Origin of the sequence: Vibrio zhanjiangensis (genome assembly GCF_030161235.1) — a bacterium.
Lineage (GTDB): Bacteria > Pseudomonadota > Gammaproteobacteria > Enterobacterales > Vibrionaceae > Vibrio > Vibrio zhanjiangensis.
Genome location: NZ_BSPW01000083.1, coordinates 1 through 24,450 on the forward strand (window position 1 = coordinate 1; position 24,450 = coordinate 24,450).

The following is a 24,450-nucleotide window of genomic DNA, read 5'->3' on the forward strand; positions in this document are numbered from 1 at the left end:
CCTCATTTTACGGTGGAAACTTTACCACCTAATTTGGTGTCCGGGATCATTAAACCACTACACAATTGTTATAAGGAAATATAACAAAACATATGTTGCACTGGCCCTAAATCCAACGTCTTTAAAGGGAGAATGTGATCCCTCTGTAAAGTAACACATACTTTTTAGCCACATCGATTCTATCGGCGGAGACACCACTAGTCATGATTAAAAAACGTTTAGTATCGCCTTTGATTTTTCTATTTGTCTTTAGCTTGTATATTCATTCAGCTGATAAGGTGAGTGATATTGACGATATAATATATAGTGAGGATTATAGCGATCTTTTTAAGGCCAGCCTAAAAAATCAATTTGTATTAGGTCCAAACTTTAATAAGTATGATTATGTTTTCACATATTCATGTGGCGGTGGGGCGATCTGTGGAAATATTTTTTCTTCTAGTGAGCATGCTTTGATTGATTTCCCAACTGAATTTTTAATTGATTCTCAGGAAGGTGATTTTAACATTGATTATAGTATCGATGTGAATGAAATATGCTTTACTGGCAAAAGTGCATATGACTCTACATTTTATGACTATGATTGCTATAAATTTAGCTCTGGAAAGCTTATAAAGATCACGGGTAATCAATAGTATAATTGACATCTCAACTCTAGTTTGAAGTACGATAGTAAATGAATACAAAAATTATAATTTTTGCAATTATTTTTCTTTTTTCAAGCATATCGGTATCTGCTTGCACTAATTTAAAGTCATCGAGCGAGCTTTTAAGCTGTAAAAAAGAAGTTGAGGCAACATCTAGAGCTAAAATGCAAAAGGCGTATTTGAATTTGGATAAATATTTGTCTGGTGCTGTTGATTATCAAAAAAAGATTAAGCTGTCTCAAGAATCATGGGCTAAATTAGCTACTCAAAATTGTGATGTTTATTCCTACTTTGCGGAACAGGGCTCAATAGCACATGATATTGCTATAAGCGAATGTATGGTAAGTGAGTACAAGAGTAGAGAAGAATTTATCACTTCGTTATCTGATGTAGTAGAGCAATTTTTTTAGCCAGTTGACGATAAACATAAAAATCCCCATCAACACAGCTGAAGGGTCAGGATGTGTATGATCATTATAAAAACTTAGACAAGCAGGTTCCGAAATTAGAGCAAGTATTGACAAGAAAGCAGCAGCACTTCTTATTTTTAGAAATATACCCTTTTTACGAAAAAGAAACAGAGAGGTTATTGACGAAGCCTGACGTCAGAAGTGCGTATGATAAGAAATCAGTAATCGTATGGAATCAGTCATCATCTAGTATACGAGAGGTTCTAGTTGATTTGACGTATCGAGGAGATAATGTTTCTAGCACAAGAAAGATGATTATTCCTTCTTTAGTGACTGATATTAATGATAAATTGAATGGTTGTGACTCCAAGCTCTGCTTACTGATGAAAGATGATAAGGTTTGGATTGAGAGATTTGGGGTTAATCACAATCGTTATAAAGCTAGGTATGAGGCCCTATTAAAATGAATGTAAAGTTGTGCGCTGCTCTTTTGTGTTTTCTGTCATTTAACGTGTTTTCAGATGATGCAGGCGATCCTTGTTTAATCAAAAATGGTGGTGTAACTGCGGGGTATCTTTGTGTCGATAAAAAGATAAAGGATATCGACATTGTGTTAAATGAAAGCTATCAACAGGCTATTGAAAGAATTTTGGATGAAGCCCCCGATATAGAGGGAAGCTTCAGAGAGGCTCAGAGATCATGGTTGAGGTTCAAGGACTCAGAATGTGACTTTATTGGATCATCTTTGACAAATTCACCATGGCGTGGAGTACGAATAGAAGAATGTAAACTGCGTATGATGAAAGAAAGAATTAAGTATTTTAATCAAGTATTTGTTGGGTGAAACTTGAGTTAATGTATTACATGAAAGGGAAATCATATTTTGAAGTGGCTAAATTAATAATGGTTTTATGGCTTTATTGTGTGAGTTTCCAACTTAACGCGATGAGTGAAGCTAGCGCGAACTGGCTTTTTGAAAAGCAAAAGCAATGTGATATCAAAATCGATTCTTTAAAAAAAGACATACAGAGCCATGCTGATAATTTGTCCAAAGGTAATTATAATGAAGCTGTCGTTTCTGACTTGCTTTCAGTCACATATAAATATGTACAAGAAAAATGTAGGTTTGATAATTTTGAAATTTTAGGTACTGAAACCGAGACATTAAATATGTGTGATTGTTTGATTGATGAGTACTCGAAGTTTAGTGAATACTTAGTTGAAAAAATAAACTTACCTTAAATACACACTTAAAAAAAGCCTCACCAAATGACAAAGGTGTCAAACCAGTTTATGAAGATGATGCAAAATTTGTTGGTCTGGTTAGTTATATTTATTTCAGCCTCTGCGAATGCAAAGAGTTTGGATAACACTCAGCTATACACGGTTCCTTCAGGTAAAGTATGGGTTGTCAACGATATTCAGAGAAACCTTTGTGACGTTTGTACTTCCGATGTTTATGTCCAAAAAGGAAGTATGCAGCTCAACGAAGTTTGGGTTTCTGGTTAAGAGTATTAATGTGGATGTAATAGACTCAGGAAAATAAGTTCAATTTACAGTAAGTTAATAGTGCTTTGATTATTAATTCAGATCGCACCCAATGGACTGGTGATTTGAAAATAATTAATATGAAATTTCAGTTGAATTTTTACATCTATCAAGCCAATGCAGGTAGGTACTTCTCGCAGTTGACTGAGTTCCGCTTTACATTTTAGACGACGTTACCCAACGTCTAAAGTGGGTGTTATGCCTACTCTCTAAGTGGCTTTGGCGACGGGTGTACAATTATCTGTGCTCTTATCGTTTCATTCGCTATTTTTACCAGACATAAAAAATCCCCATCAACACAGCTGATGGGGATGATCCGTTTATCGTAACAAGGTTCATCACCTTTAAACGATGAGCATTACTCGTTTTTCTGGTTACTTTTTCTTAGTGTGGAACTGCTCGCAGGCAAGCATGGTATTTTCTATCAAGCTTGCAACCGTCATAGGGCCGACGCCGCCCGGGACTGGGGTAATAAAGCTGGCTCGCTCTTTGGCGTTGTCGTAATCCACATCACCAATTAATTTGCCTGAATCTAGACGATTGATGCCCACATCAATCACCACGGCCCCTTCTTTAATCCATTGACCTGGAATAAAGTTAGGCTTGCCTACTGCGACTACCACAATGTCTGCTTGTCGAACATGGCTTTCCAGATCTTTAGTAAATCGATGACATGTGGTTGTGGTACAACCAGCCAGCAATAACTCAAGCGTCATTGGGCGGCCGACGATATTAGAGGCGCCAACAATAACCGCATGTAGGCCACGTAAATTAATATTGTAGCGATCAAGCAGTGTGATGATCCCTTTAGGTGTGCACGAACGTAATTTTGGAATACGTTGAGCCAAGCGACCCACATTATAGGGATGGAATCCATCAACGTCTTTGTCGGGGTGAATACGCTCTAATACATGAGTCGCATCAATGCCTGCGGGTAAGGGCAATTGGACAAGAATGCCGTCTATTTCATCATCACCATTGAGTTCATCAACCAAAGCAAGCAGTTCTTGCTCTGTTGCGCTTGCAGGAAGATCAAAAGATTTCGAGACAAACCCCACTTCTTCACAGGCACGTCGCTTACTGCCGACGTAAACTTGCGAGGCGGGATCTTCCCCAACCAGTACAACAGCGAGGCCTGGGGCTCTTAAGCCTGCATTAACACGTGCTTTTACGCGTGCGGCAACTTCTGAACGAACAGTTTGAGAAATAAGAGTTCCATCAATATTTTGAGCGGTCATGACGTTCCTTTAAAAACAGAATAGCTATTTTGCTGCGGGCATTGTCGCAAATTATCTAACGAACATCCATAGGCAAACGTTTGCTTTGTGGTGTTTTTAACCAAATTGCTACTTGGTGGACTTTTTTTAGTCATTCAGTTCATAATGTTACGAAAAGGTCTTGTGTTAAAGTGCTGAACTCGTATAATCCTTTCCCTGTAGCGCGCCCTTAGCTCAGTTGGATAGAGCACGTGCCTTCTAAGCATGTGGTCGCAGGTTCGAATCCTGCAGGGCGCGCCATTAATTTAGAAAACCCCAGCATCATTTGATGTTGGGGTTTTTGCTTTTAGGCCGCAGTATTAATGTCTAACAGATAGACATTTTCTCTCGCATCATGCTTGGCGATACGGAAAAAAACTCTTTAAAACATCGACTAAAATGTGTGGTTGAAGAAAAGCCGGTTGATGCTGCAATGGCTGAGATGGAATCTTCTGACTGGAGCAGTAATTGCCTTGCATAGGTTAATCTCAGTTCTAAATAGTACTTAGAAGGAGATGTTTGAATATGCGACTTGAACAGTCTTTCTAATTTTCTGCGCGATATCTTGAGGCAACGAGCAATGTCTTCGACATGGAGTGGCTCGTCAAGATTACTGACCATTAATAGATTGGCTTCTTTGACAATCGCTGGCGCAGAGTCGGGCAGGCAAGTGTGAAGTTGCGGTTTGGAATTTACTGGCATGCCTCGGTCACAAGAAAGGATTTCTCTCACCGCATTAGAATTGGCCTGGCTGGTGATTTTTTCCACTAGCGCTAACATCATATCGAGGGTGCTACTTGCGCCAGATGATGTCACAATATTGTTGCTATCGACATATGAGTCAGAAGACAGAATGCAGCTCGGAAAGCGCTCTTTTGCATAGGCATGATTATCCGGATGAAGCGCATACGGTTTTTTCTCAAGAACACCCGCTTGACAGAGAGCAACTGCCCCATTCCAAATCCCACCAAGAATTGCATTACGTTTGCAACCCTGTGAAATGAGCTTAGAGAGACGCGCGTGTTCCATCAAGTTGGTTCGATAGCCACCACAGACGATCAGTATGTCGTTATCTCGCAATGTCTTGATATCACTCAATATATAGTCAGGAGTGATGTGAATGCCAATATCACTCAACACATTGTCTGGTTTTAAGCCGATAGTTGAAAAGACAAATCGTTTTGTACCTTCCACCAAGTTCGAAGTCACTAGGCAATCCACGGCGCAGGTAAATGACATCAAAGAAAAATGCTCAAGCACAACAAATAGAACATTGGTTTGCTCAAACGCTGCCTTTGGTTTTGGCATAAAGCATTGATTGGTATCTCTCATTGGAGGTGAGAACCTTCTTATTGTTTTCATGGCTTTATCTAATGGTTGGCGTGCTGTGGCAGTGTCTCAGGTAAGATTGTTGTGACAAGTATCCGTCATGCATATTTATAAACTTCATCACATAATTTTTACTATCCAGCTTGGTAATGGATTGAACTGTCGCAAAAACAACCGCTCTTGACGCACACAGTCGGTCAAAGGGAAAAGATGCAAGATAGTTTGTTTGAAACAGCACCTAGGGCTTGATGGGCACAATCCTCATGACGCCAAGGTGAGAATTTAGGCAAATTAGAAGGTAACTAATGACGGATTACTCAGGGTTTGGTCTATTTAAGCATGCCTTAACCTATCACGAAAACTGGCAACGAATTTGGCGAAATCCCACACCCAAGAAGCACTACGATGTTGTCATCGTAGGTGGTGGTGGACACGGACTAGCCACCGCTTATTATCTAGCGAAAGAGCATGGTATTACCAATATTGCGGTGGTTGAAAAAGGCTATCTAGGTGGTGGTAATACTGCGCGAAACACCACCATAGTGCGCTCCAATTACTTGTGGGATGAGGCTGCTCATCTCTACGAGCACTCGATGAAATTGTGGGAAGGTTTGTCTCAAGAGCTCAATTATAACCTCATGTTTAGTCAAAGAGGTGTGTTAAACCTCGGCCACACATTACAAGACATGAGGGATATAGAAAGGCGAGTGAATGCAAATCGGCTCAATGGAATAGACAGCGAGGTGCTGAGCACCAAAGAAGTGCAAGACTTGGTGCCAATATTAAATTGCTCGCCAACTGCGAGGTATCCGGTGTTGGGAGCAAGTTGGCAACCGCGTGGTGGGACCGCCCGTCATGACGCAGTCGCTTGGGGTTATGCACGAGCAGCCGATAAGTTAGGCGTTGATCTTATCCAGCAAAACGAAGTGACCGGCATTCGCGTAGAAAAGGGCTCAGTGGTTGGTGTAGAGACCAAGAAAGGCTTTATTGGTGCAAGTAAAGTGGCTTGTGTGGCATCAGGCAACTCTGGTGAGCTCGCCAAGATGGTCAATATGAGCTTGCCATTAGAATCTCACCCGCTACAAGCCATGGTTTCTGAGCCTTTAAAACCCTGTTTAGATACTGTGGTGATGTCTAACCATGTCCATGGATACATGAGCCAATCTGATAAAGGCGATTTAGTTATTGGAGCGGGTATCGATAGCTACCTTGGATTTGGACAAAGAGGCTCTTTTCCTGTTATTGAGCACACCATAGCAGCCATTATTGAGATGTTTCCCATCGTTAGCCGAGTCAGGCTCAATCGCCACTGGGGAGGCATTGTTGATACCACGCCTGATGCTTGCCCAATCATCAGTAAAACCCCGATTAAAGGTTTGTATTTTAATTGTGGCTGGGGAACGGGAGGCTTTAAAGCAACACCAGGTTCTGGTCATGTATTTGCGCACACCATCGCGAAAGATCACCCGCACCCTCTCGCTGATGCCTTTAACCTCAATCGATTTGTGACTGGGAATTTAATTGATGAGCACGGCGCAGCCGGCGTTGCACACTAGGTCTAGGAGAAAGAGTTATGCTGCAAATCTATTGCCCGTATTGCGATGAAATACGCGAAGAAGAAGAGTTTCACTACGCGGGAGAGGCGCATATTGTCAGGCCTTTAGAACCAGAGGCGGTGACCGATGAAGAATGGGGTCACTATCTGTTTCACCGAAAAAATAACAAAGGCTCACATCAGGAAATGTGGTCGCACAGTGCGGGGTGCCGTAAGTTTTTTAATGTTGTCCGTAACACAGTAACTTACCAGATAGAAGAAGTTTATAAAATCGGCAGTAGCTGTGCTTTATTCAACCAAGAGGAGCAGCACAATGGCTGAGCTTAACAGGCTTGAGAAAGGCGGTCGTATTGAGCGAGCACACAGTCTCACATTCTCATTCAATGGTAAGCGCTACACAGGTTGCAAAGGCGATACTATTGCGTCGGCCTTACTTGCCAATGGCGTTGATGTGGTGGGAAGAAGTTTCAAATATTCTCGGCCACGAGGAATATTGGCAGCAGGGGCAGAAGAGCCCAATGCCATTTTACAAGTCGGCAGCAGTCCTTCGACCACTATTCCCAACATTCGCGCTACTCAGGCTGAGTTATATCAAGGTCTGACGGCCACCTCAGTTGCGGGTTGGCCAAGTGTGGAATTGGATGTGATGGCGGGGGTGGGAAAGGTAGGCGGTGCCATGATGCCGCCGGGCTTTTACTACAAAACGTTCATGCAACCTGAAAGCCTATGGCCAACGTACGAAAAATACATCAGAAAGGCTGCAGGTTTGGGTAAAGTCCCTGCTGAGCAAGACCCAGATCAGTACGATAAGCTTAATCATCATGCCGATGTGCTGATCATTGGTGCAGGGCCCGCTGGACTTGCAGCCGCAAAAACCTTGGCCGGTTCTGGCCTGCGTGTGATTGTGCTCGATGAGCAAAACGAATTTGGTGGCTCGCTACTGTCTAGTACTGAAAAGCTTGATGGTAAACCTTGCATGGACTGGGTTGCTGAAACTTTGGGGATCTTGTACTCAGACCCTAACGTTACCTTGTTGGCGAGAACGACGGCTTTTGGCTACTACGACCATAATTTTGTCGGAGCGGTAGAAAGGCGCAGCGATCATCTAGGCGAAAACGTATCGGGAATTCGTCAGCGTTTGCATCGCATTCGCGCTAAGAAAGTTATCTTGGCGACGGGGGCCTTGGAAAGACCACTGGTTTTTGCCAATAACGACGTGCCAGGGTGCATGTTAGCGTCTGCTGTCTCTACGTACATTAATCGTTATGCCGTTGCTGCGGGAAGCAAACTTGTGTTGATGACCACCAACGATCACGCGTACCAAACGGCGATTGATTGGCACAATGCAGGACGGGAAGTGGTGGCTGTGGTTGATACTCGGCAGGAATCAAACGGCGATCTCGTTTCAAAAGCGCGCAGCTTGGGCATCAAGATACTAATGGGGAAAGCGGTTATAGAGGTCTCTGGCAGCAAACGAGTGACAGGGGTTAAGGTGGTTTCCCTTAACTCTGATGGCAGCGAAGTTATTGGTAAAGCAACCCATCTGACTTGCGATACGGTGGCAAGCTCTGGTGGCTGGAGTCCGGTTGTTCATCTATCCTGCCACACAGGGAGCAAGCCTATCTGGAACTCAGATATCGCAGGCTTTGTTCCCGGCCCTGCCTCTCATAACCAACTGTTTGTTGGCGGCGCCGTGGGAACCTACTCATTAGGCGCTGTTCTAGAACAAGGTGCTGGGGCAGGGCTCGTCAGTGGTGAAGAATTGGGCGGAGCGCTAATCGAGGCCAACTTCATTACCCCTAAGGCTCATGAGTACAATGAGTCAGACCCAATGGCGCTTTATCATGTTCCCCATATCAAACCGACCAGTCGAGCGCCTAAGCAATTTGTTGATTTTCAAAATGATGTAACCGCCGCGGGTATTGAGCTTGCCACAAGAGAAGGCTTTGAGTCGATTGAGCATGTAAAACGTTATACCGCGATGGGATTTGGTACTGACCAAGGGAAAACATCCAATATCAATGGGATGGCTATTGTTGCCAAAGCACTAAATCAAACCATCCAAGAGACAGGCACAACCATTTTTCGCCCCATGTATACGCCAGTGACCTTTGGTGCGTTAGCGGGAAGAGATACGGGCAAATTGTTTGACCCTGCAAGGTTTAGCGCAATTCATGAGTGGCATGTTGCTCACGGGGCAAAGTTTGAAGATGTGGGGCAATGGAAGCGGCCTTGGTATTTTCCAAAGCAAGGCGAGACCATGCAGGATGCACTCACGCGTGAGTGTATGGCAACGCGTCGTAGCATAGGTATCTTAGATGCGTCCACGCTTGGAAAAATTGATATTCAAGGTAAGGATGCAAGAGAGTTTCTTAATCGAATTTACACCAATTCATGGTCAAAGCTTGCTCCGGGCCGCTGTCGATATGGTGTTATGTGTAAAGAAGATGGCATGATCTTCGATGATGGCGTGACTTCTTGTATCAATGACAATCACTTTATTATGACTACCACTTCTGGTGGAGCTGCCGCAGTACTCGAATGGTTAGAGCTATGGCATCAAACAGAGTGGCCAGAGTTAGAGGTGTATTTTGCTAGTGTGACCGATCATTGGGCAACGATGACAATATCTGGTCCGAATAGCCGATTTTTGCTCGAAAAGTTGGTGGATGGTCATGATGTGTCCAATGACGCGTTTCCTTATATGAGTTGGCAGTCATTTAAGGTAGCTGGCGTAGATGCACGAGCATTTCGTATCAGTTTTACTGGTGAGCTGTCTTTTGAAATTAACGTGCCAGCCAATTATGGCTTATACGTGTGGGAACAAGTCATGGCTGCTGGTGAGGAGTTTGGTATCACGCCTTATGGCACCGAAACCATGCACATTCTTCGTGCCGAGAAAGGCTTTATTATTGCAGGGCAGGACACAGATGGCTCGGTATCTCCGCAAGATATGGATATGAACTGGATCGTCGGTAAAAACAAAACATTCAGTTATATCGGTAAGCGCTCATGGGAGCGTGAAGACAACCAGCGGCAAGATAGAAAACAGTTTGTTGGGTTACTAACTCAAGATCCCAGTGTCGTGTTACCTGAAGGGGCTCAAGCGGTCTTTGACCCCAGTGAGCCAATCCCAATGACAATGGTTGGGCATGTCACATCAAGTTATTACAGCCCAGTATTAGATCGCTCTATTGCATTGGGCGTTATCAAAGGCGGTTTGTCTCGGGTAGGCGAAAAGGTGTATTTCCCGCTGCCTGATGGAACATCAGTAGAAGCTGAAATTACCACATCTGTATTTTATGATCCCAAAGGAGAGCGCCAAAATGTCTGATATCACTCTTGAAGCTAGGGCCGACAACAAAGTCACCTCTCCCAGCCCTAAAGCGCAATGGATGCCCCGAGAGGCTTCACCTCTCGCCCATGTGGAATTTATAACACCTGACCAATTATATCAGCAGACGAGCGTTGACATCCGTGAGATTAAAGGTTTAACCCACTTTATCTTGAGGGGAAAAACAGAGAACCCCGTTTTTACTTCTGGGGTTGAAAAGGCGCTTGGCGTAGCGCTTCCTATTGCACCGGGAACGTCCGTTCAAACCGATCGCCTGCGTGTTTTCTGGCAATCTCCTGATGAATGGTTGATTATTGGAGAGCCTAATTCAGCTGTGGCAATCGAATTGGCTTTGCATCAGCATTTAGAGGGGCATTATGCGGTCACTGAAGTGAGCAGTGGCCAAACTCTTCTGAGTCTGAGTGGAGCAAATGCTGAAAATGTCATAAAAAAATCAACCTTGTATGACGTCCATATCCGTCAGTTCCCGATAGGTCATGTGGCTGGAACCACGTTTGCCAAATCACAAGTTCAAATTCGGCGTATTGGCGAGCAGGCATTTGAGCTTGTGGTTCGTCGAAGTTTCGCCGACTACCTATGGATGTGGCTAATGGATGCAGGGCGTGAGTATGGTGTGGTCTTTCATAAAGACTAGCCGGACAACCAGTCGCCAAACCGATTTGGTGTTGGCGACTGACAATAACAGTCTTAAGGTGACTTAATGAATCAATCAAATTCCAACTACATTTTAACCGCAAGCTGTCCTAGCCGTATTGGGACAGTGGATGTAGTGACCCGCTTTTTATGTGAATCTGGGTGTTATATATCCGAGTTAAACTCTTTTGATGATGAGTTGAACCAGCGCTTTTTTATTCGAGTCGAATTTGCTCAAGAGGGCAGTGGAAAGTTTGATCAGCAAGCGTTTAAGCAAGGCTTTGGTGAACGCAGTAAAGCCTTTAATATGGAATGGGAGTTGACCGATAAGAGTTACAGACCTTCTGTGGTGATCATGGTGTCTAAATATGATCACTGTTTGAACGATTTGCTCTACCGCTATCGCACCCATAATCTGCCTATCGATATCAAAGCGGTGATCTCTAATCACGAAGATTTGAGGTCACTAGCGGAATGGCATGATATTCCTTATCACTGCTTTCCTATTTCCCATGAAACTAAGTCACAACAAGAAGCGCAAGTACAAAAAGTATTGGATGATGTTGGCTGCGAGTTATTGATTCTTGCCCGATACATGCAAGTTCTGTCTGATTCAATGTGTCAACAATGGTCACGAAAAGCGATTAACATTCATCACTCATTGCTCCCCGGTTTTAAAGGCGCAAAACCTTATCATCAAGCGTATGATAAAGGCGTGAAACTCGTTGGAGCCACAGCGCATTATGTCAGTAGCGACTTAGATGAGGGGCCGATTATTACCCAAGGCATGGAAAATGTGAATCATACCTATTACCCCAAAGATCTGATCAAAAAAGGTAAGGATATTGAAGCGCTAACGCTTGCCAAAGCCATTCAATATCATATTGAAAAGCGCGTGTTTTTATTTAACGACAAAACGGTAGTTTTTGAACGTTCCTAACGTGTTTTATCGTCAATATGGGTTTTTGCCGACTGGCATGCTTAGCTATATTTTCATTTTTAAAGTGCTTGACCTTACCCTTAGGGAAAGGTCTATATTCAACTTTCAAACCGAAGGTATACTATGAAGCACTCACTTAAACACACATTGATTACGTTACTCAGTATCTTAGCGATGCTGATGACTAGTTATGTGTCTAGTGTGCGCGCAATGCCAGGAAATAGTATGCCTTTTTCTGTGATGTCATCGAGTGATATGCCTTGCCATACTCGCAAAATCGACTTTTTGACTACATCAACAGAGCTTGTTCAAATAAGTTCCCGTGAGAACTGCCATTCGATGGTAGGGTCGTCGCTTGATGACTTGGATAAGGCCGCCTCAGATACGATGACACATTGTCAGGGAGCTAACTCAACGGTTGATAACTGTTGTCCTTCTGTTTGTTCAGGTGTGCCATACCCAATAGATACACTTAGCTCTCTTGGCATGGTGTCCGTTTCACGAGCGCTTCATCAATCACTTAAACTGGATCTGGCTGTCGCATATATCGATGGCTTACAACGTCCACCTTCCTTGTAGTTCAATCCTCATTTCTGTTCGTTCTCAAACATGCTGGCGATAGGTGCCGTGTTTGAGGTAGTCCATATTTTTATTCATGGATCAACATTGTGACTATTGAATTTTATCGTCTTGGTTTTCCTAAAACCTTGAGTGTTACGATTGCAGTTCTCGTTTCTGCTGTGCCTTTGTCGTCTAGCGCCAAGGACCAGAGTTTGCAGAGTAACCTTGCTGCTAGGCAGCAACTGAACCTAGTTATTGAAACTGCGCTGGCAAATGATACTAGCCGTGCACAATATGCTGCTCAATCTAAAGCTATGCGAGAGACCGCTGTGGCGAGCGCTACCTTAATGGACCCCAAACTCAAAGTGGGTTTTGGTGGCTTGCCAGTTGACTCTTTCGAGTTCGATCAAGACCCTATGACTAACCTCTCTCTTGGGTTGATGCAGCAATTTGAACGAGGTTCGACTTTGGAGTTGAATCAACAGCAAAATAACCAACAAGCTGACGCCATTGCCTATCAGATTCAGGTAAGAGAGAGGGACGTTGCCAATAGTATTACTCAGCTATGGTTAGAGCTAGGCTATTTGAAATTTACTTACCATCTTATTAAACAAAATCAAGATCTTATGATGGAGATGGAGCGGTATATAAAAACCAATTACGCCATTGGCAACAGTGAAGCGCAAGATCTACTCAACAGCCAAATACAAATTAGCAAATTAGACGAAAAATTACAGCTAAATCACCAAAAACAAAGCCGGTTGGTAGCGCAGTTATCCGAATGGCTTGGGAGTGGTTGGGAAACTGAGAGCCTCGTGAGCAGTGCCAATTATCAGCTTGCTTGGACCAAGTTAGATTCAATTTTGAACAATGCGGACAGTCAGCGCCAGTATTATCCCCTGCTTAATCAGCACCCTCTGGTTCAGATAGCTGAGAGCAACATTTCGGTCAATCGAACTCAAGTTGAGATAGCAGAGCAAGCTTTTTCACCACAATTTGGTGTGGAAGTTATGTATGCCTATCGTCAAGCAGATGCGATGAATGGGGAACCTGCATCCGATCTGGTGAGCGCTTATCTCACCATGGATATCCCGCTATTCACCGGCAATCGACAAGATAAAAAGCTTGCCGCAGCCCAATACCAAGTTGGTGCATCGCAATATCAAAAAGATACTTTGTTAGCGCAGATGTCTGCCAAAGTTGCCGCTTTAATAAACGATAGAACCAATATTACTGAGCGTGTCGAACGTTACCAAGAGCGATTATTGCCGCAGGCGAAGACAAGGATTGAAGCGGTTGAAAGGGGATATCAAAACAATACCGCTGAGTTTGGTGAAGTGGTCACGGCGTCGACTGACGAGCTGGCATTAAAAATGGAGCTTACCCGTCTAATTACTGACCTAAATCAAACCAATAGCCAGCTTGCTTCTCTGCTTGGTGGCTTTGAATATCAAGTGGCTACTCCGACTGCCAACTACCGACAACAGTAATAAAGGATTAAAAATGAGTACATATAGAATTGCTTGCTTCGCTTTGCTGATTGGCGGTGTTTTGGGTTTTGGTATTAACAGTGTTGTGAGTGGAATAAACCAGCCTATGTCTGAAACAAAAGATGGAGATTCCAGTGCAACGAACGATCCATTGTATTGGGTAGCGCCTATGGACCCCAATTATCAAAGAGATAAACCGGGCAAGTCACCCATGGGGATGGATCTTATCCCAGTCTATGCTGATGACCTAAATCGCGACAATGATAAGCCGGGAACCGTGAAGATCGATCCTGCTGTTGAGAATAACCTTGGAGTGAAAACGGCCGCTGCTGAGTATGAAGTGTTAGCGCCTAGAATAGAAACCGTTGGCTATATTGCTTTTGATGAGAGCCTGCTTTGGCAAACGAATGTGCGGGTTTCCGGTTGGGTTGAAAAACTCTACATCAATGCCGTTGGTGAAAAAGTTAAGCGGGGAGAAGTCTTGTTTACCCTATATTCTCCTGAACTGGTGAAGGCGCAAGAAGAGCTGATCAATGCTTATCAAACTAAACGAAAAGGCATGATAGAAGCGGCGACAGAGAGACTGATTACTCTAGGAGTTGATAAAGCGCAAGTAAAGCAAATAGCAAACCGAGGTAGAGCTTTTCAAAGCATAGAAATCAAGGCGCCCTCGGATGGCATTATTGCCAGCCTTAACATCCGAGAAGGAGGGTATTTGTCTCCAGCTCAAGCTGTGATCAGCGCTGGCCCCCTTGATGATGTTTGGGTTGATGCAGAGGTTTTTGAGCGTCAATCGCATTGGATTGAGCAGGGTAGTGAGGCGGTTATGACTTTAGATGCCCTTCCCAGAGGTGAATGGAAAGGAGAAGTCGACTATGTCTATCCTATTTTAGATCCTAGCACTCGTACTCTACGTGTTCGCTTGCGTTTCCCTAACCCTAATGGGGATCTAAAACCTAACATGTTTGCTAACGTTACCTTAAAGCCAGTTACTAGCGACAAGGTGCTTACGATACCACGTGCTTCTGTTATTTATTCGGGAGGAATGGCGAGAGTTGTTCTTGCGCAAGGCGGTGGCAAATATCGGTCTGTTCAAATTAAAGTTGGCCGTGAAGCATCAGATAAAGTGGAAGTATTGCAAGGGCTAAAGCGAGGAGAGCGGGTCGTTACATCCGCACACTTTATGCTCGACTCTGAATCGAGTCAGTCTGCAGACCTTTCACGTATCAACGGGTTAGATGATACGGTTTGGGCCAAAGAAGTATGGGTCAGCGGCAATATTACCATGCTTATGGCTGATTTTGGCATGATTACTGTGTCTCATCAGCCGGTGTCCTCTTGGCGTTGGCAAGCTGGAGAAAGGAGTTTCTCCGTAGCAGAAAAAGACATGCTAGCTGGGTTTGAAGAAGGACAAACGGTTGATTTTTTAATTGAGAAGAACGGCAGTGACTTTGTCTTGAAGCAGCTAAAAATGAGTGAGGGTAAACAATGATCAATACCATCATTCGTTGGTCGATAAGCAATCGGCTTTTAGTACTTATTGCGACATTGACTTTGATTGCGGCAGGTATCTATAGCGTCAAAAATACCCCCGTAGATGCCATTCCAGATTTATCCGATGTTCAGGTCATCATCAAAACCAGCTATCCGGGGCAAGCGCCTCAGGTGGTCGAAGATCAGGTTACCTATCCTTTGACTACCGCTATGCTTGCGGTTCCTGGAGCTGAGACGGTAAGGGGATATTCTTTCTTCGGCGATTCATATGTCTATATCATTTTTAATGACGATACAGATATGTATTGGGCAAGATCTCGAGTATTAGAGTACTTGAGTCAGGTTTCGTCCAAACTTCCGCCGAGTGCCAAGCCAACACTAGGCCCAGATGCGACAGGTGTTGGTTGGATATACAGCTATGTTTTGCAAGATAAAACAGGTCAGATGGATTTAGCCCAATTGCGCAGTTTGCAAGATTGGTTTTTGAAGTATGAACTGCAAACACTGGATGGTGTCTCTGAAGTTGCTACGGTTGGAGGCATGGTGAAACAGTATCAAGTACAAATCGATCCAGCAAAACTGAGAGCGTATGATCTTACTTTGCAACAAGTGAATAAGGCGATCCAAGAGGGCAACCAGGAATCTGGAGCATCTGTTGTTGAGGTAGCAGAAGCGGAACATATGGTCCGTACTACTGGCTATCTATCTGGAATTGAAGATATAAAAGCGCTACCACTAAAGGTGACTAAAAAAGGGACACCACTGTTACTTGGTGATATCGCGGATATTAATCTTGGTCCTCAAATGAGGCGAGGGATCTCTGAGCTCAATGGTCAAGGAGAAGCTGTTGGCGGTGTAATCGTAATGCGTTTTGGTGAGAATGCCAGCAAGGTGATTGAGGAAGTAAAAGAGAAGTTATCTCATCTGCAAAGCAGCCTTCCAGAGGGGGTGGAAATAGTGACGACTTATGATCGTTCGAGCTTGATTAATGCAGCGGTTGATAACTTGTGGGATAAGCTTGCAGAGGAATTTATCGTCGTTGCGATTGTATGCGCTTTGTTCTTGTTCCATATTCGCTCTTCTCTGGTTATCGCTTTTAGTCTTCCTGTCGGTATTCTCTGTGCTTTCATTATTATGCATTGGCAAGGACTGAACGCAAACATCATGTCTCTTGGGGGCATTGCAATCGCGATTGGCGCTATGGTTGATGGTGCTATTGTTATGATTGAAAATGTGCATAAGCATATCGAGAGAACACCGTTAACAGACAAAAATCGTTGGCAAGTAATAGGTGATGCAGCTCAAGAAGTGGGGCCGCCTCTGTTTTTCTCACTTCTTATTATTACCTTGAGCTTTGTGCCGGTCTTTGCGCTAGAAGGGCAAGAGGGCAAGATGTTCTCCCCTTTAGCATTTACTAAAACTTATGCGATGGCCGCATCGGCAGGTCTTGCGATTACGCTTGTTCCCGTGCTGATGGGATATTTGATACGAGGAAAAGTGCTTCCTGAGCACAAAAACCCAATCAACAAAGGGCTAGTTAACTTATATAAGCCATTATTGAATTTTAGCTTGAAGTACCCTAAATCCATACTAGCTTTGGCTATTGTGCTGATGGGCTCTGCTTATTATCCAACAACTCGGCTTGGTAGTGAGTTTATTCCGCCGTTGGATGAAGGCGATCTCATGTACATGCCAACGACTTATCCTGGTATATCGATTGGTAAAGCAAGAGAACTGCTCCAGCAAACCAATAAACTCATTATGACTGTGCCTGAAGTTGAAACAGCGTGGGGCAAAGTAGGCCGAGCGGAAACCGCTACCGATCCAGCGCCTTTGACCATGATAGAAACCGTTATCCAACTTAAACCAAGAGATCAATGGCGGGAGGGGTTGACCACTGAAATGCTCCGTAAAGAGTTTGATGATTTGGTTCAATTCCCGGGGCTAACCAATGCTTGGGTCATGCCCATCAAAACTCGAATTGATATGTTGGCAACCGGTATTAAAACACCGATAGGAATAAAGATCTCTGGCCCTGAACTCAAACAAATCGAGCAAATTGGTTCTCAGTTAGAGCCCATTTTAAATGGCATAGATGGCACAGCATCGGTTTACGCGGAACGTGTAGCGGGTGGTCGTTATGTCACGATTGATATCAATCGAAAGGCCGCGGCGCGTTATGGTTTGAGTATCAAAGACGTTCAGCAGGTGATTTCTACTGCAGTTGGAGGCCTAAATGTCGGTGAAACGATTGAAGGACTTGAGCGTTATCCTATCAATGTTCGTTATCCACAGAGCTATCGTGATTCTGTGGTAATGCTGAAAAACCTACCTCTCGTCACAACCAATGGTGCCCGTATTGCTTTAGCCGATGTTGCCGATGTGCGATATGAAGATGGTCCTCCGATGATAAAAACAGAAAATGCTAGGCCTAATGGGTGGGTGTTTGTTGATATTGATGGAAGAGACTTAGGCTCTTATGTCAAAGAAGCGAAGCAGGTGGTCTCGCAGAAACTTAGCCTACCAGCTGGATATTCATTATCTTGGTCAGGGCAATATGAATATATGCAAAGAGCAAAAGACCGTTTGGGTGTTGTGATTCCTATTACTGTCGCCATCATCATGCTACTGCTGTATTTCAGCTTCCGCAGGGTTGGTGAAGTTGCTGTGATTATGTTGACTTTGCCTCTTGCTATGGTAGGAGGACTTTGGTTGATGTATTTGCTCAATTACAACTTCTCTATTGCCGTTGGCGTGGGCTTTATTGCTTTAGCTGGCGTGGCAGTGGAGATTGGTGTGATCATGTTGGTTTATTTAAATCAAGCATGGCATTACACCAAGCTTGATGCGGCTTCGCAAAATGTAAGTATTCAAGAATCAGATTTAGTCGGTGCGATACGAGAGGGGGCTGGGCTTAGAGTTCGTCCGGTGATGATGACAGTACTTACCGTGATCATTGGTTTGATTCCGATTATGTTCGGACAAGGTACCGGTTCAGAGGTCATGCAGCGTATTGCGGCACCTATGGTAGGAGGTATGGCCTCTGCACTGCTCCTCACTCTCTTGGTCATTCCGGCAATCTTCAAACTATGGAAATTGCACGAAATTCGCCAATTACAAAAAAATCCAAAGCAATAAGGTCAATATAAACTGGGAGAGGCCTTAGGTTCTCCCTCTGACTTAACCCCCAATCTAGTAAGGAAAAAATGATGAACAAGACACTGATTGCAATACTTCTCTCTGTGAGTACGACTTCGGCACTGGCCAATATGGAGCATTCAAATATGAACCAAAACAAAATGGATCACTCCATGATGAATATGGATGGGATGTCACAAGTTGGCATGCCAGCAAAAGGATCACAGCCTGATAAAGTTGTCCAAGTTCTACTCAATGATGATATGACGATACAATTTAAACAAGAGGTCAATATAGAGCCTAATGATGTGGTCCAGTTTGTGGTGATGAATGTTGGAAAAATTGACCACGAGTTCACTATTGGCTCAGCAAAAGAGCAGTTAGAACATCGTGAAATGATGAAATCTATGCCACAACATATGCATGATTCAGGCAGTGCTGTTACGGTCAAGCCAGGTGAAGCTAAGCAGTTATTGTGGCATTTCCATGGAGACAATAACGTTGAGTTTGCCTGCAATATACCAGGTCATGCAGAAGCAGGAATGGTTAAAAAGGTGACCTTGTAGGTTATTTCATCTAGCGAGACACGGTAGAGGTTTAAGTTACTTGCTCGCTCTTTGGTGCTTGCTACAAAAGTGAAATGGCACTTGGTTAAAGGCGCTACAGCCGATTGTGCTATAGCGCTGATTTAGCTAGAGCATTAGTCTAGCTTTTTCCACTGTTGATTTACCCAACCAGGATCGGCAGCCACGCCTGGTGCGAAAGCAGAGTTGGAGCAATTTGCTGACCAAGCTCCGTAGCATTGCCAAATACCTTCTGTACCAAAATCAACTACGGTTCCTTCGGTATAGTTCTCCAGTCCATCTGGATAAACGTAATCGACATCACCGTTACCTCCACCATTACCACTGTCTAGGTCGTGTACGTTTATAACAATCGAATCGCGATTATTTTCTCCTTCAGAATCGGTCACTTCAAGAGTGACTGTTAAATTGGTATCCTCATCAACATCAGGAGCAATGAAACGGATAGAATGCCCATTGTTGATCTCTTCGAATTCAACGCCCTCCGATACACTCCAATGGTAAACAACTTTGCTGTTATCACCATCAGGATCATTAACTTCAGAATTGACAGTGACTTCATCTTTCTCGTCAACTGAATCTTGTGATGTTGACAGGCTTACTTCTGGGGGAAGATTATCACCGCCATCACCGCCATCACCGCCATCACCGCCATCACCGCCATCACCGCCATCACCGCCACCAGTGCCATCCAATTTCACGGGATCGTGGCTATATTGTTCAATCTTGTCTGCCATCCAGTCACCATCGCCAGAGTTGGTGGAGATCGGTGAAACAGAGGTCGTTGAGCCGCCACCCCATAAAATTGCAAAAATATTATGGCTAGGGAGGGTGTTGATCATCGGCTCTGACCAATCATGTATATCGGCACTGAGAAACTGCTCGACGTTGGATGAGTTACCATAGTAATAACTGGCGTCCATTGGTTTATTAAGTAGTGATGAATCAATAACGGAAATATCAGTTCCAATACGGGAGTCCCCCATAAAATAGGGACCTGATGAGGATTGTTGGTCTTCATTTATTAGACGACTGCCCTCATCTTTGGTCGGCATATGGCCTGCTGATATTTGCCATAGCATTGCAGGTACTTGTGCATCACTGCTGATATATTCAACATACTTGAGGTATCTATCCCAGTTGGTAGCATTGGCAGCATGCAACAAATCAATGGTTTGTACCTGATCAAACCCATCTCTCTCCCATTTATCAAAGACAATATAGTCGGGTTTGTATTCACCATTATAAACTTTAAGCTCTTTCAAAAAATCATTAACAATATCGGCTTTCTCTTGAGAAAGATCATTATCAGCTTGTAGCCACAATGCAGAGTCACCTGCCCAAATATTCATTTGCCAACCATAGCTGATATTTGGTGCGAAGGCTTCCATAATAAAGTTAATGGATGCGATATAACCGATAATATTATCTTCAAATTCAGGTTGTGAGGGGATAGTAACGTCTGGATAGGTAGCTCGAATATAGTCGATTGCTTGCGTCAATTGTGTATTGACATGAACGCTACCGTCTTTTTTGAGAGAATCTTGATCCCAATATTTTTGAAATTCTCCTAAGAAATCTGGGTTAAGAATAAATGACATTGGTGTCGATTGACCATCACTATAGTCTTGTGCAGCTACGGCTTGAGTAATGAAGGTGGCATAATGTTTATACAGTGCTTCATCGTTTTGTAGATCCTGTAAAGTTCCCGAGCCGTCTTCGCATTGACCGCTCGCTCCGATATAGCCCATCCCGCCGCTACCATTGGCGGTATAAATGACCATAACCGGCAACACCTCTTTTCCAGACACGTTGGAAATATTTTGGGCATTAATTATGGTATCGTGCAAGGGCAGTTCGTCGTAACCCAATATTTGGCATGGGTCGCCATTACCTCCAAACCCAGCATATTTAAAAACCGAGTCAACTTGAGTGCCAACAGCAACATCCGTCTGGTTATCCGTTACCGTGCCGTGGGAAACATAATCGGGAAAACCAGCCACCGTTAAGTTATCGACTGATGCGAAAGAAAGAGAAGATATGCCCCACAGTGCGCATGCGAGCAATGTTGGCTTAAAGGTTGGTTTCATGTCTTTCATTGTTTAAAACTCATCCATTAGATTATTAAAAATAAAAACCCCACATAACATTAATTTAAGACATACATTCCCTTAAATTGTTACTTGATGAGGTTCAATATTCATATTAATACTTGTCCTTATTTAAATTATGGTTTTACTGTCAATTTTCTGTTTTATAATTTATAGTGATGAATATTGATAAAATTTTAAATAAAAACATCATTTAATGTCATTCAACTGACACTTTATGATATATATTTACTATTTTTATAGATATATTCACTCAAGTTGTTATTTGATAAAAGCCAAGATTTATTTAATGTCTTTGTGTCAGTTTTCGGTGCTATTGTTTACAGGAGGTAAATTTCATTTAGCCGCATCTAGACAAAGTGGTCCATAAAAGCTAAGCAGTTATTGTGGCATTTCCATGGAGACAATAACGTTGAGTTTGCCTGCAATATACCAGGTCATGCAGAAGCGGGAATGGTTAAAAAGGTGACCTTGTAGGTTATTTCATCTAGCCAGTGTAAGTTAGAGATTTAAGTTACGGGCAGAAAGTTGCTCAACCTTAGATACGAAAGCGTTAGTGTGCGAGCCACTTAGGTGGCTCGACAACTATCTTAACAGCGATGGTTAATAAAAATCTGATCGCCTTAGAGCGGTAAAGTGCTTTACAAACTCTGGTCTTTCGGGCGTTGGGCGCGTTTCCTCGAGAGCTGCGCTATGTTCCGTATAAGCATACAGTGTTTCAGAACTGTTATTTTCTACACTTGTTTCGACCTCAGCCGAAAAGGTTTCTTGATCCACCGATTCACTCTTTTGTGCTCTAGTGAAAGAAAAAGGATTTAGGTTGAATAGACTCATAGTACTTCCTTAACCTCAGTCTTGTTATTGATAGGATTGTACAAAAAATAACCAGCAAGGCAAGGGGTGAGCGCAAGAATAAGCGTGTTTTTTAATCTTCCGTACGGATTTTTTTAGCACAAAGAATAAAAACCACATCAAAAACAGCAGATTAATAAATTTTAATTAGATTCTTTAATGCTTTGCTTTGTGATCTATATCTCATGTTTATGGTTTGATGGTGTTTTGTGAATTATTATTGGTGTGAGTGAGATAAATAATCATGACAGCGACATCAATGACCTAAGTCAATTCTCATTAGGGCAGAGCATTCTATAATGTGCCTACATCATTCTCTCTTGATCATTTCGTAAGTCGTAAAATGACTCAATTTACCTTCTTTAAAGCTAATGTAAACCTTGTTGTTAGGTATGTTTGTGCTCGGTTATCTTTTTTCTGCCATGAACCGATGGGCAATGCAGAGCTGTAATATGAATGAGCTACGCAATACCAGAACTGATAGTCCAAGAATACGGCGAAGCTTATTAGTCATCTTCAGTGGTATGGGTATTGAATTTCGCAATGGAATGCATGCTCTTAGGACAACATTTGCTTGCCTTATTGCCATCTGCATCACTCGTTTATTCGATATTCCGCATTCTAGCTGGACAATAGTCACCATTGTCGTGGTGATGGGACCTGCATCATACTTTCGAACAACACTTTCTAAGGCAAGCCAACGATTAATTGGTACATTGGTTGGTGCTTTCGCTGGTGTATTTCTTCACTTAATTCCGGTAGAAAAGACGATAACTCATGGTATATTGCTTTTGCTATTACTTGGAATAGCATCATATTTCTTTTGGAGCCGTTACTCCTATGCAGCAATTTTAGCTGCAGTCACATTGGCGATAGTCTCTGATGTTCAGTTAGGGGATTTATCTGTGACAGAATGGAGAGTATTTAATGTTATTTTGGGAACTTCAATAATTTGGTTTTGTAGCCGATTTGTCTTTCCTGAACGCGCTTTAAGTCACTTTCAATTGATGATCTCAGAATTTCTTCAACTGGTTGCCGATTATTATCTATTGCATTTATTTGACTCCCAAGATAAACATGAAAAAGTGGATCTCAACATAGACTTATTGAGCCAAAATCTAGCACAGCAACATGCTATTTTAGCCCATGTCAAAAGTGAATCGAGGCAACAAACGGATACTGTTTCAGAGATATTAACGCTTGAACATCGATTACTTGGATTAGTCGAGAGTTTGCTGACAGATAAGTGGTCACATTCAATTCCAAATATGCTAGAACTTGGCCGCCAACTTTTTGATGCGATGAACATTCTGAGTTTAGAAATTGCAGAGGGTGATGTTAGCCAATATACCAGCTTTGATTTTCTCGATTATTATGAGGATTTTGATTTAAGCCATCTAAATCAGTGCAGTTATGTATGGCTAAATCATCAATTAAGTCAGCAGATAAGTCAATTATCGAATCTTTTGCAAAAGATTTGTTATCACTCCAATTATTAGATATTGAAAATAAAGGCTATTGAATTAAAAAATGCTGAAGTTGAGTAAAGCTGTGATACTTACCTTTTTTTGAAACTGTACATGGCCACTGCTTTTCGGTAGCATATCGCTCCTTATAAATGATCCAAACTAACGAGGCTTCAGAAGCGTAAACACCTTCAGACACCATGCGCAGCATCCACACCAACATTAAACCTGAATTTGAGCCTTTATTGTCTGAACTAGCGATACATGCTTTACTTCATTTAAGAACGAACCATAGTGCTAAAATACTCGCACGCAAGTCCCGACTTGAGGTGAACGATATTCTTTCTGCATGGCTGAATAGAGCAGGAAATAGTAAGAAATATAAACCGTTTAAGAAAAAAATCCGTTCTCTTGTGACGCATGCGCGTTCGCAACGTTTAGATATGGAGTCAATGTTGGGTAATTTGTTATCACCGCTTAATGGTGATGAACTTCCACATTTGGACAGTTTTCTTCTGTTGATCAATATGCTCGAGAAAGAAGTGAGTACGACGGCACTAGTATCAAGTCCAGAAAGCGTGGACTTAGCCTTTAACCCCAAAAGTTGTCTGCTCTGTGTGTTATCGCCTGATCTTAATGCGCATTTTGACTCTCGCAATCGTTTAGTCCAAGACATCTCGATGTTGTTTCGTGGTTCTCGAGGTGAAAAGCATGCAATTTTGCGTATTATATATACTTCCTCAATTTTCGAACACAAAGTCGAATATGAAGATGATGACTTCATACGCATTTGTTTGTCCCTAAAATAATAGTGACTTTAACTTCTGACGATAACCATTTGCACCTTTTACGAGGGAGAAGCAAGCCCTATCGTGTAAAGGCAAATCGGCCAATGTCTGATAAAAATGATAATTAGGTCTATGCTTATCATATTAACATGGGGATTACAGCAAACCCATGTTTGCGCTTGGGAATGAAAGCCAGTCTTGTCTCCTTACTGGCTCTCTATTCTCGCTTAGTAAAATGGCAGCCTTGAGCTGCCATTTGTTTTATTTACTCGTGGCACTGAATTTTGTCTTAA

General features: G+C 42.9%; 22 protein-coding genes, 1 tRNA gene and 1 pseudogene. 20 read left to right on the forward strand and 4 right to left on the reverse strand.

Features of this window, described 5'->3' with window-relative positions; translation table 11 throughout:
* Positions 1-203 precede the first annotated feature (203 nt).
* From QQK21_RS18045 to QQK21_RS18070, 6 genes are read left to right on the forward strand one after another with little or no spacing between them, the layout of a single operon-like run.
* The gene (locus QQK21_RS18045) at positions 204-635 is read left to right on the forward strand and encodes a hypothetical protein (protein WP_284193570.1); all 432 of its coding nucleotides are present in this window, start codon (positions 204-206) and stop codon (positions 633-635) included.
* A gap of 41 nt (positions 636-676) precedes the next feature.
* Complete coding sequence (locus QQK21_RS18050; RefSeq protein ID WP_284193571.1) at positions 677-1,057, forward strand: lysozyme inhibitor LprI family protein; 381 nt, start codon at positions 677-679, stop codon at positions 1,055-1,057.
* A gap of 53 nt (positions 1,058-1,110) precedes the next feature.
* Positions 1,111-1,524: a lysozyme family protein gene (locus QQK21_RS18055; RefSeq protein WP_284193572.1), complete on the forward strand. Its 414-nt coding sequence runs from the start codon at positions 1,111-1,113 to the stop codon at positions 1,522-1,524.
* Positions 1,521-1,901 (forward strand): lysozyme inhibitor LprI family protein, encoded by a 381-nt coding sequence (locus QQK21_RS18060; protein ID WP_284193573.1) that lies wholly within the window; start codon positions 1,521-1,523, stop codon positions 1,899-1,901. Before QQK21_RS18055 ends, QQK21_RS18060 begins: the two co-directional genes overlap by 4 nt.
* A gap of 20 nt (positions 1,902-1,921) precedes the next feature.
* Positions 1,922-2,299: a hypothetical protein gene (locus QQK21_RS18065; RefSeq protein WP_284193574.1), complete on the forward strand. Its 378-nt coding sequence runs from the start codon at positions 1,922-1,924 to the stop codon at positions 2,297-2,299.
* Between the two features lie 51 nt (positions 2,300-2,350).
* Positions 2,351-2,566, forward strand: coding sequence for a hypothetical protein (locus QQK21_RS18070; protein ID WP_284193575.1), 216 nt, complete (start codon positions 2,351-2,353; stop codon positions 2,564-2,566).
* A 413-nt stretch (positions 2,567-2,979) separates the two neighbouring features.
* Here QQK21_RS18070 and folD read toward each other — a convergent pair whose 3' ends face one another.
* Positions 2,980-3,843, reverse strand: a complete 864-nt coding sequence (folD, locus tag QQK21_RS18075; RefSeq protein WP_284193576.1) for a bifunctional methylenetetrahydrofolate dehydrogenase/methenyltetrahydrofolate cyclohydrolase FolD — start codon at positions 3,841-3,843, stop codon at positions 2,980-2,982.
* Positions 3,844-4,045: 202 nt separating this feature from the next.
* Between folD and QQK21_RS18080 the strand changes: the two genes are divergently transcribed.
* Positions 4,046-4,122: transfer RNA gene (locus tag QQK21_RS18080), tRNA-Arg, on the forward strand.
* A 66-nt stretch (positions 4,123-4,188) separates the two neighbouring features.
* Here the strand turns inward: QQK21_RS18080 and QQK21_RS18085 are convergent.
* Positions 4,189-5,169: a GlxA family transcriptional regulator gene (locus tag QQK21_RS18085; protein ID WP_284193577.1), complete on the reverse strand. Its 981-nt coding sequence runs from the start codon at positions 5,167-5,169 to the stop codon at positions 4,189-4,191.
* 326 nt (positions 5,170-5,495) lie between these two features.
* Between QQK21_RS18085 and QQK21_RS18090 the strand changes: the two genes are divergently transcribed.
* The 10 genes from QQK21_RS18090 (at position 5,496) to copI (ending at position 18,922) form a co-directional block, all read left to right on the forward strand.
* Positions 5,496-6,746, forward strand: coding sequence for a sarcosine oxidase subunit beta family protein (locus QQK21_RS18090; protein ID WP_284193578.1), 1,251 nt, complete (start codon positions 5,496-5,498; stop codon positions 6,744-6,746).
* Positions 6,747-6,763: 17 nt separating this feature from the next.
* Positions 6,764-7,066 (forward strand): sarcosine oxidase subunit delta, encoded by a 303-nt coding sequence (locus QQK21_RS18095; RefSeq protein WP_284193579.1) that lies wholly within the window; start codon positions 6,764-6,766, stop codon positions 7,064-7,066.
* A complete protein-coding gene (locus QQK21_RS18100) occupies positions 7,059-10,079 on the forward strand; it encodes a sarcosine oxidase subunit alpha (RefSeq protein ID WP_284193580.1) in 3,021 nt (1,006 codons plus the stop codon). Before QQK21_RS18095 ends, QQK21_RS18100 begins: the two co-directional genes overlap by 8 nt.
* Positions 10,072-10,734: a sarcosine oxidase subunit gamma gene (locus QQK21_RS18105; RefSeq protein ID WP_284193581.1), complete on the forward strand. Its 663-nt coding sequence runs from the start codon at positions 10,072-10,074 to the stop codon at positions 10,732-10,734. The genes QQK21_RS18100 and QQK21_RS18105 overlap by 8 nt, the downstream gene beginning before the upstream one ends.
* Before the next feature lie 66 nt (positions 10,735-10,800).
* Positions 10,801-11,673, forward strand: a complete 873-nt coding sequence (purU, locus tag QQK21_RS18110; RefSeq protein ID WP_284193582.1) for a formyltetrahydrofolate deformylase — start codon at positions 10,801-10,803, stop codon at positions 11,671-11,673.
* 123 nt (positions 11,674-11,796) lie between these two features.
* Positions 11,797-12,252: a hypothetical protein gene (locus QQK21_RS18115; protein ID WP_284193583.1), complete on the forward strand. Its 456-nt coding sequence runs from the start codon at positions 11,797-11,799 to the stop codon at positions 12,250-12,252.
* Between the two features lie 89 nt (positions 12,253-12,341).
* Positions 12,342-13,724, forward strand: a complete 1,383-nt coding sequence (locus QQK21_RS18120; RefSeq protein ID WP_431313140.1) for a TolC family protein — start codon at positions 12,342-12,344, stop codon at positions 13,722-13,724.
* 13 nt (positions 13,725-13,737) lie between these two features.
* A complete protein-coding gene (locus QQK21_RS18125; RefSeq protein WP_284193584.1) occupies positions 13,738-15,216 on the forward strand; it encodes an efflux RND transporter periplasmic adaptor subunit in 1,479 nt (492 codons plus the stop codon).
* Positions 15,213-18,356, forward strand: coding sequence for an efflux RND transporter permease subunit (locus QQK21_RS18130; protein ID WP_284193585.1), 3,144 nt, complete (start codon positions 15,213-15,215; stop codon positions 18,354-18,356). Before QQK21_RS18125 ends, QQK21_RS18130 begins: the two co-directional genes overlap by 4 nt.
* 71 nt (positions 18,357-18,427) lie before the next feature.
* Positions 18,428-18,922 carry a copper-resistant cuproprotein CopI gene (copI, locus tag QQK21_RS18135; RefSeq protein ID WP_284193586.1) on the forward strand — a complete coding sequence of 165 codons (495 nt, stop codon included), beginning with the start codon at positions 18,428-18,430 and terminating at the stop codon, positions 18,920-18,922.
* 134 nt (positions 18,923-19,056) lie between these two features.
* On the opposite strand, the gene QQK21_RS18140 is transcribed toward copI, so the two are convergent.
* On the reverse strand, positions 19,057-21,039 hold the full coding sequence (locus tag QQK21_RS18140; RefSeq protein ID WP_284193587.1) for a hypothetical protein: 1,983 nt from the start codon (positions 21,037-21,039) through the stop codon (positions 19,057-19,059).
* 381 nt (positions 21,040-21,420) lie between these two features.
* On the opposite strand from QQK21_RS18140, the pseudogene QQK21_RS18145 reads away from it, so the two are divergent.
* Positions 21,421-21,528 (forward strand): annotated as a pseudogene (locus tag QQK21_RS18145) (copper-resistant cuproprotein CopI); the annotation flags it as partial.
* Between the two features lie 126 nt (positions 21,529-21,654).
* Here the strand turns inward: QQK21_RS18145 and QQK21_RS18150 are convergent.
* On the reverse strand, positions 21,655-21,885 hold the full coding sequence (locus tag QQK21_RS18150; RefSeq protein ID WP_284193588.1) for a hypothetical protein: 231 nt from the start codon (positions 21,883-21,885) through the stop codon (positions 21,655-21,657).
* Between the two features lie 470 nt (positions 21,886-22,355).
* On the opposite strand from QQK21_RS18150, the gene QQK21_RS18155 reads away from it, so the two are divergent.
* Together QQK21_RS18155 and QQK21_RS18160 are read left to right on the forward strand one after the other, a co-directional pair.
* Positions 22,356-23,402, forward strand: coding sequence for an FUSC family protein (locus QQK21_RS18155; protein ID WP_284193589.1), 1,047 nt, complete (start codon positions 22,356-22,358; stop codon positions 23,400-23,402).
* Positions 23,403-23,569: 167 nt separating this feature from the next.
* Positions 23,570-24,178: a DUF2913 family protein gene (locus QQK21_RS18160; RefSeq protein ID WP_284193590.1), complete on the forward strand. Its 609-nt coding sequence runs from the start codon at positions 23,570-23,572 to the stop codon at positions 24,176-24,178.
* Positions 24,179-24,450 lie beyond the last annotated feature (272 nt).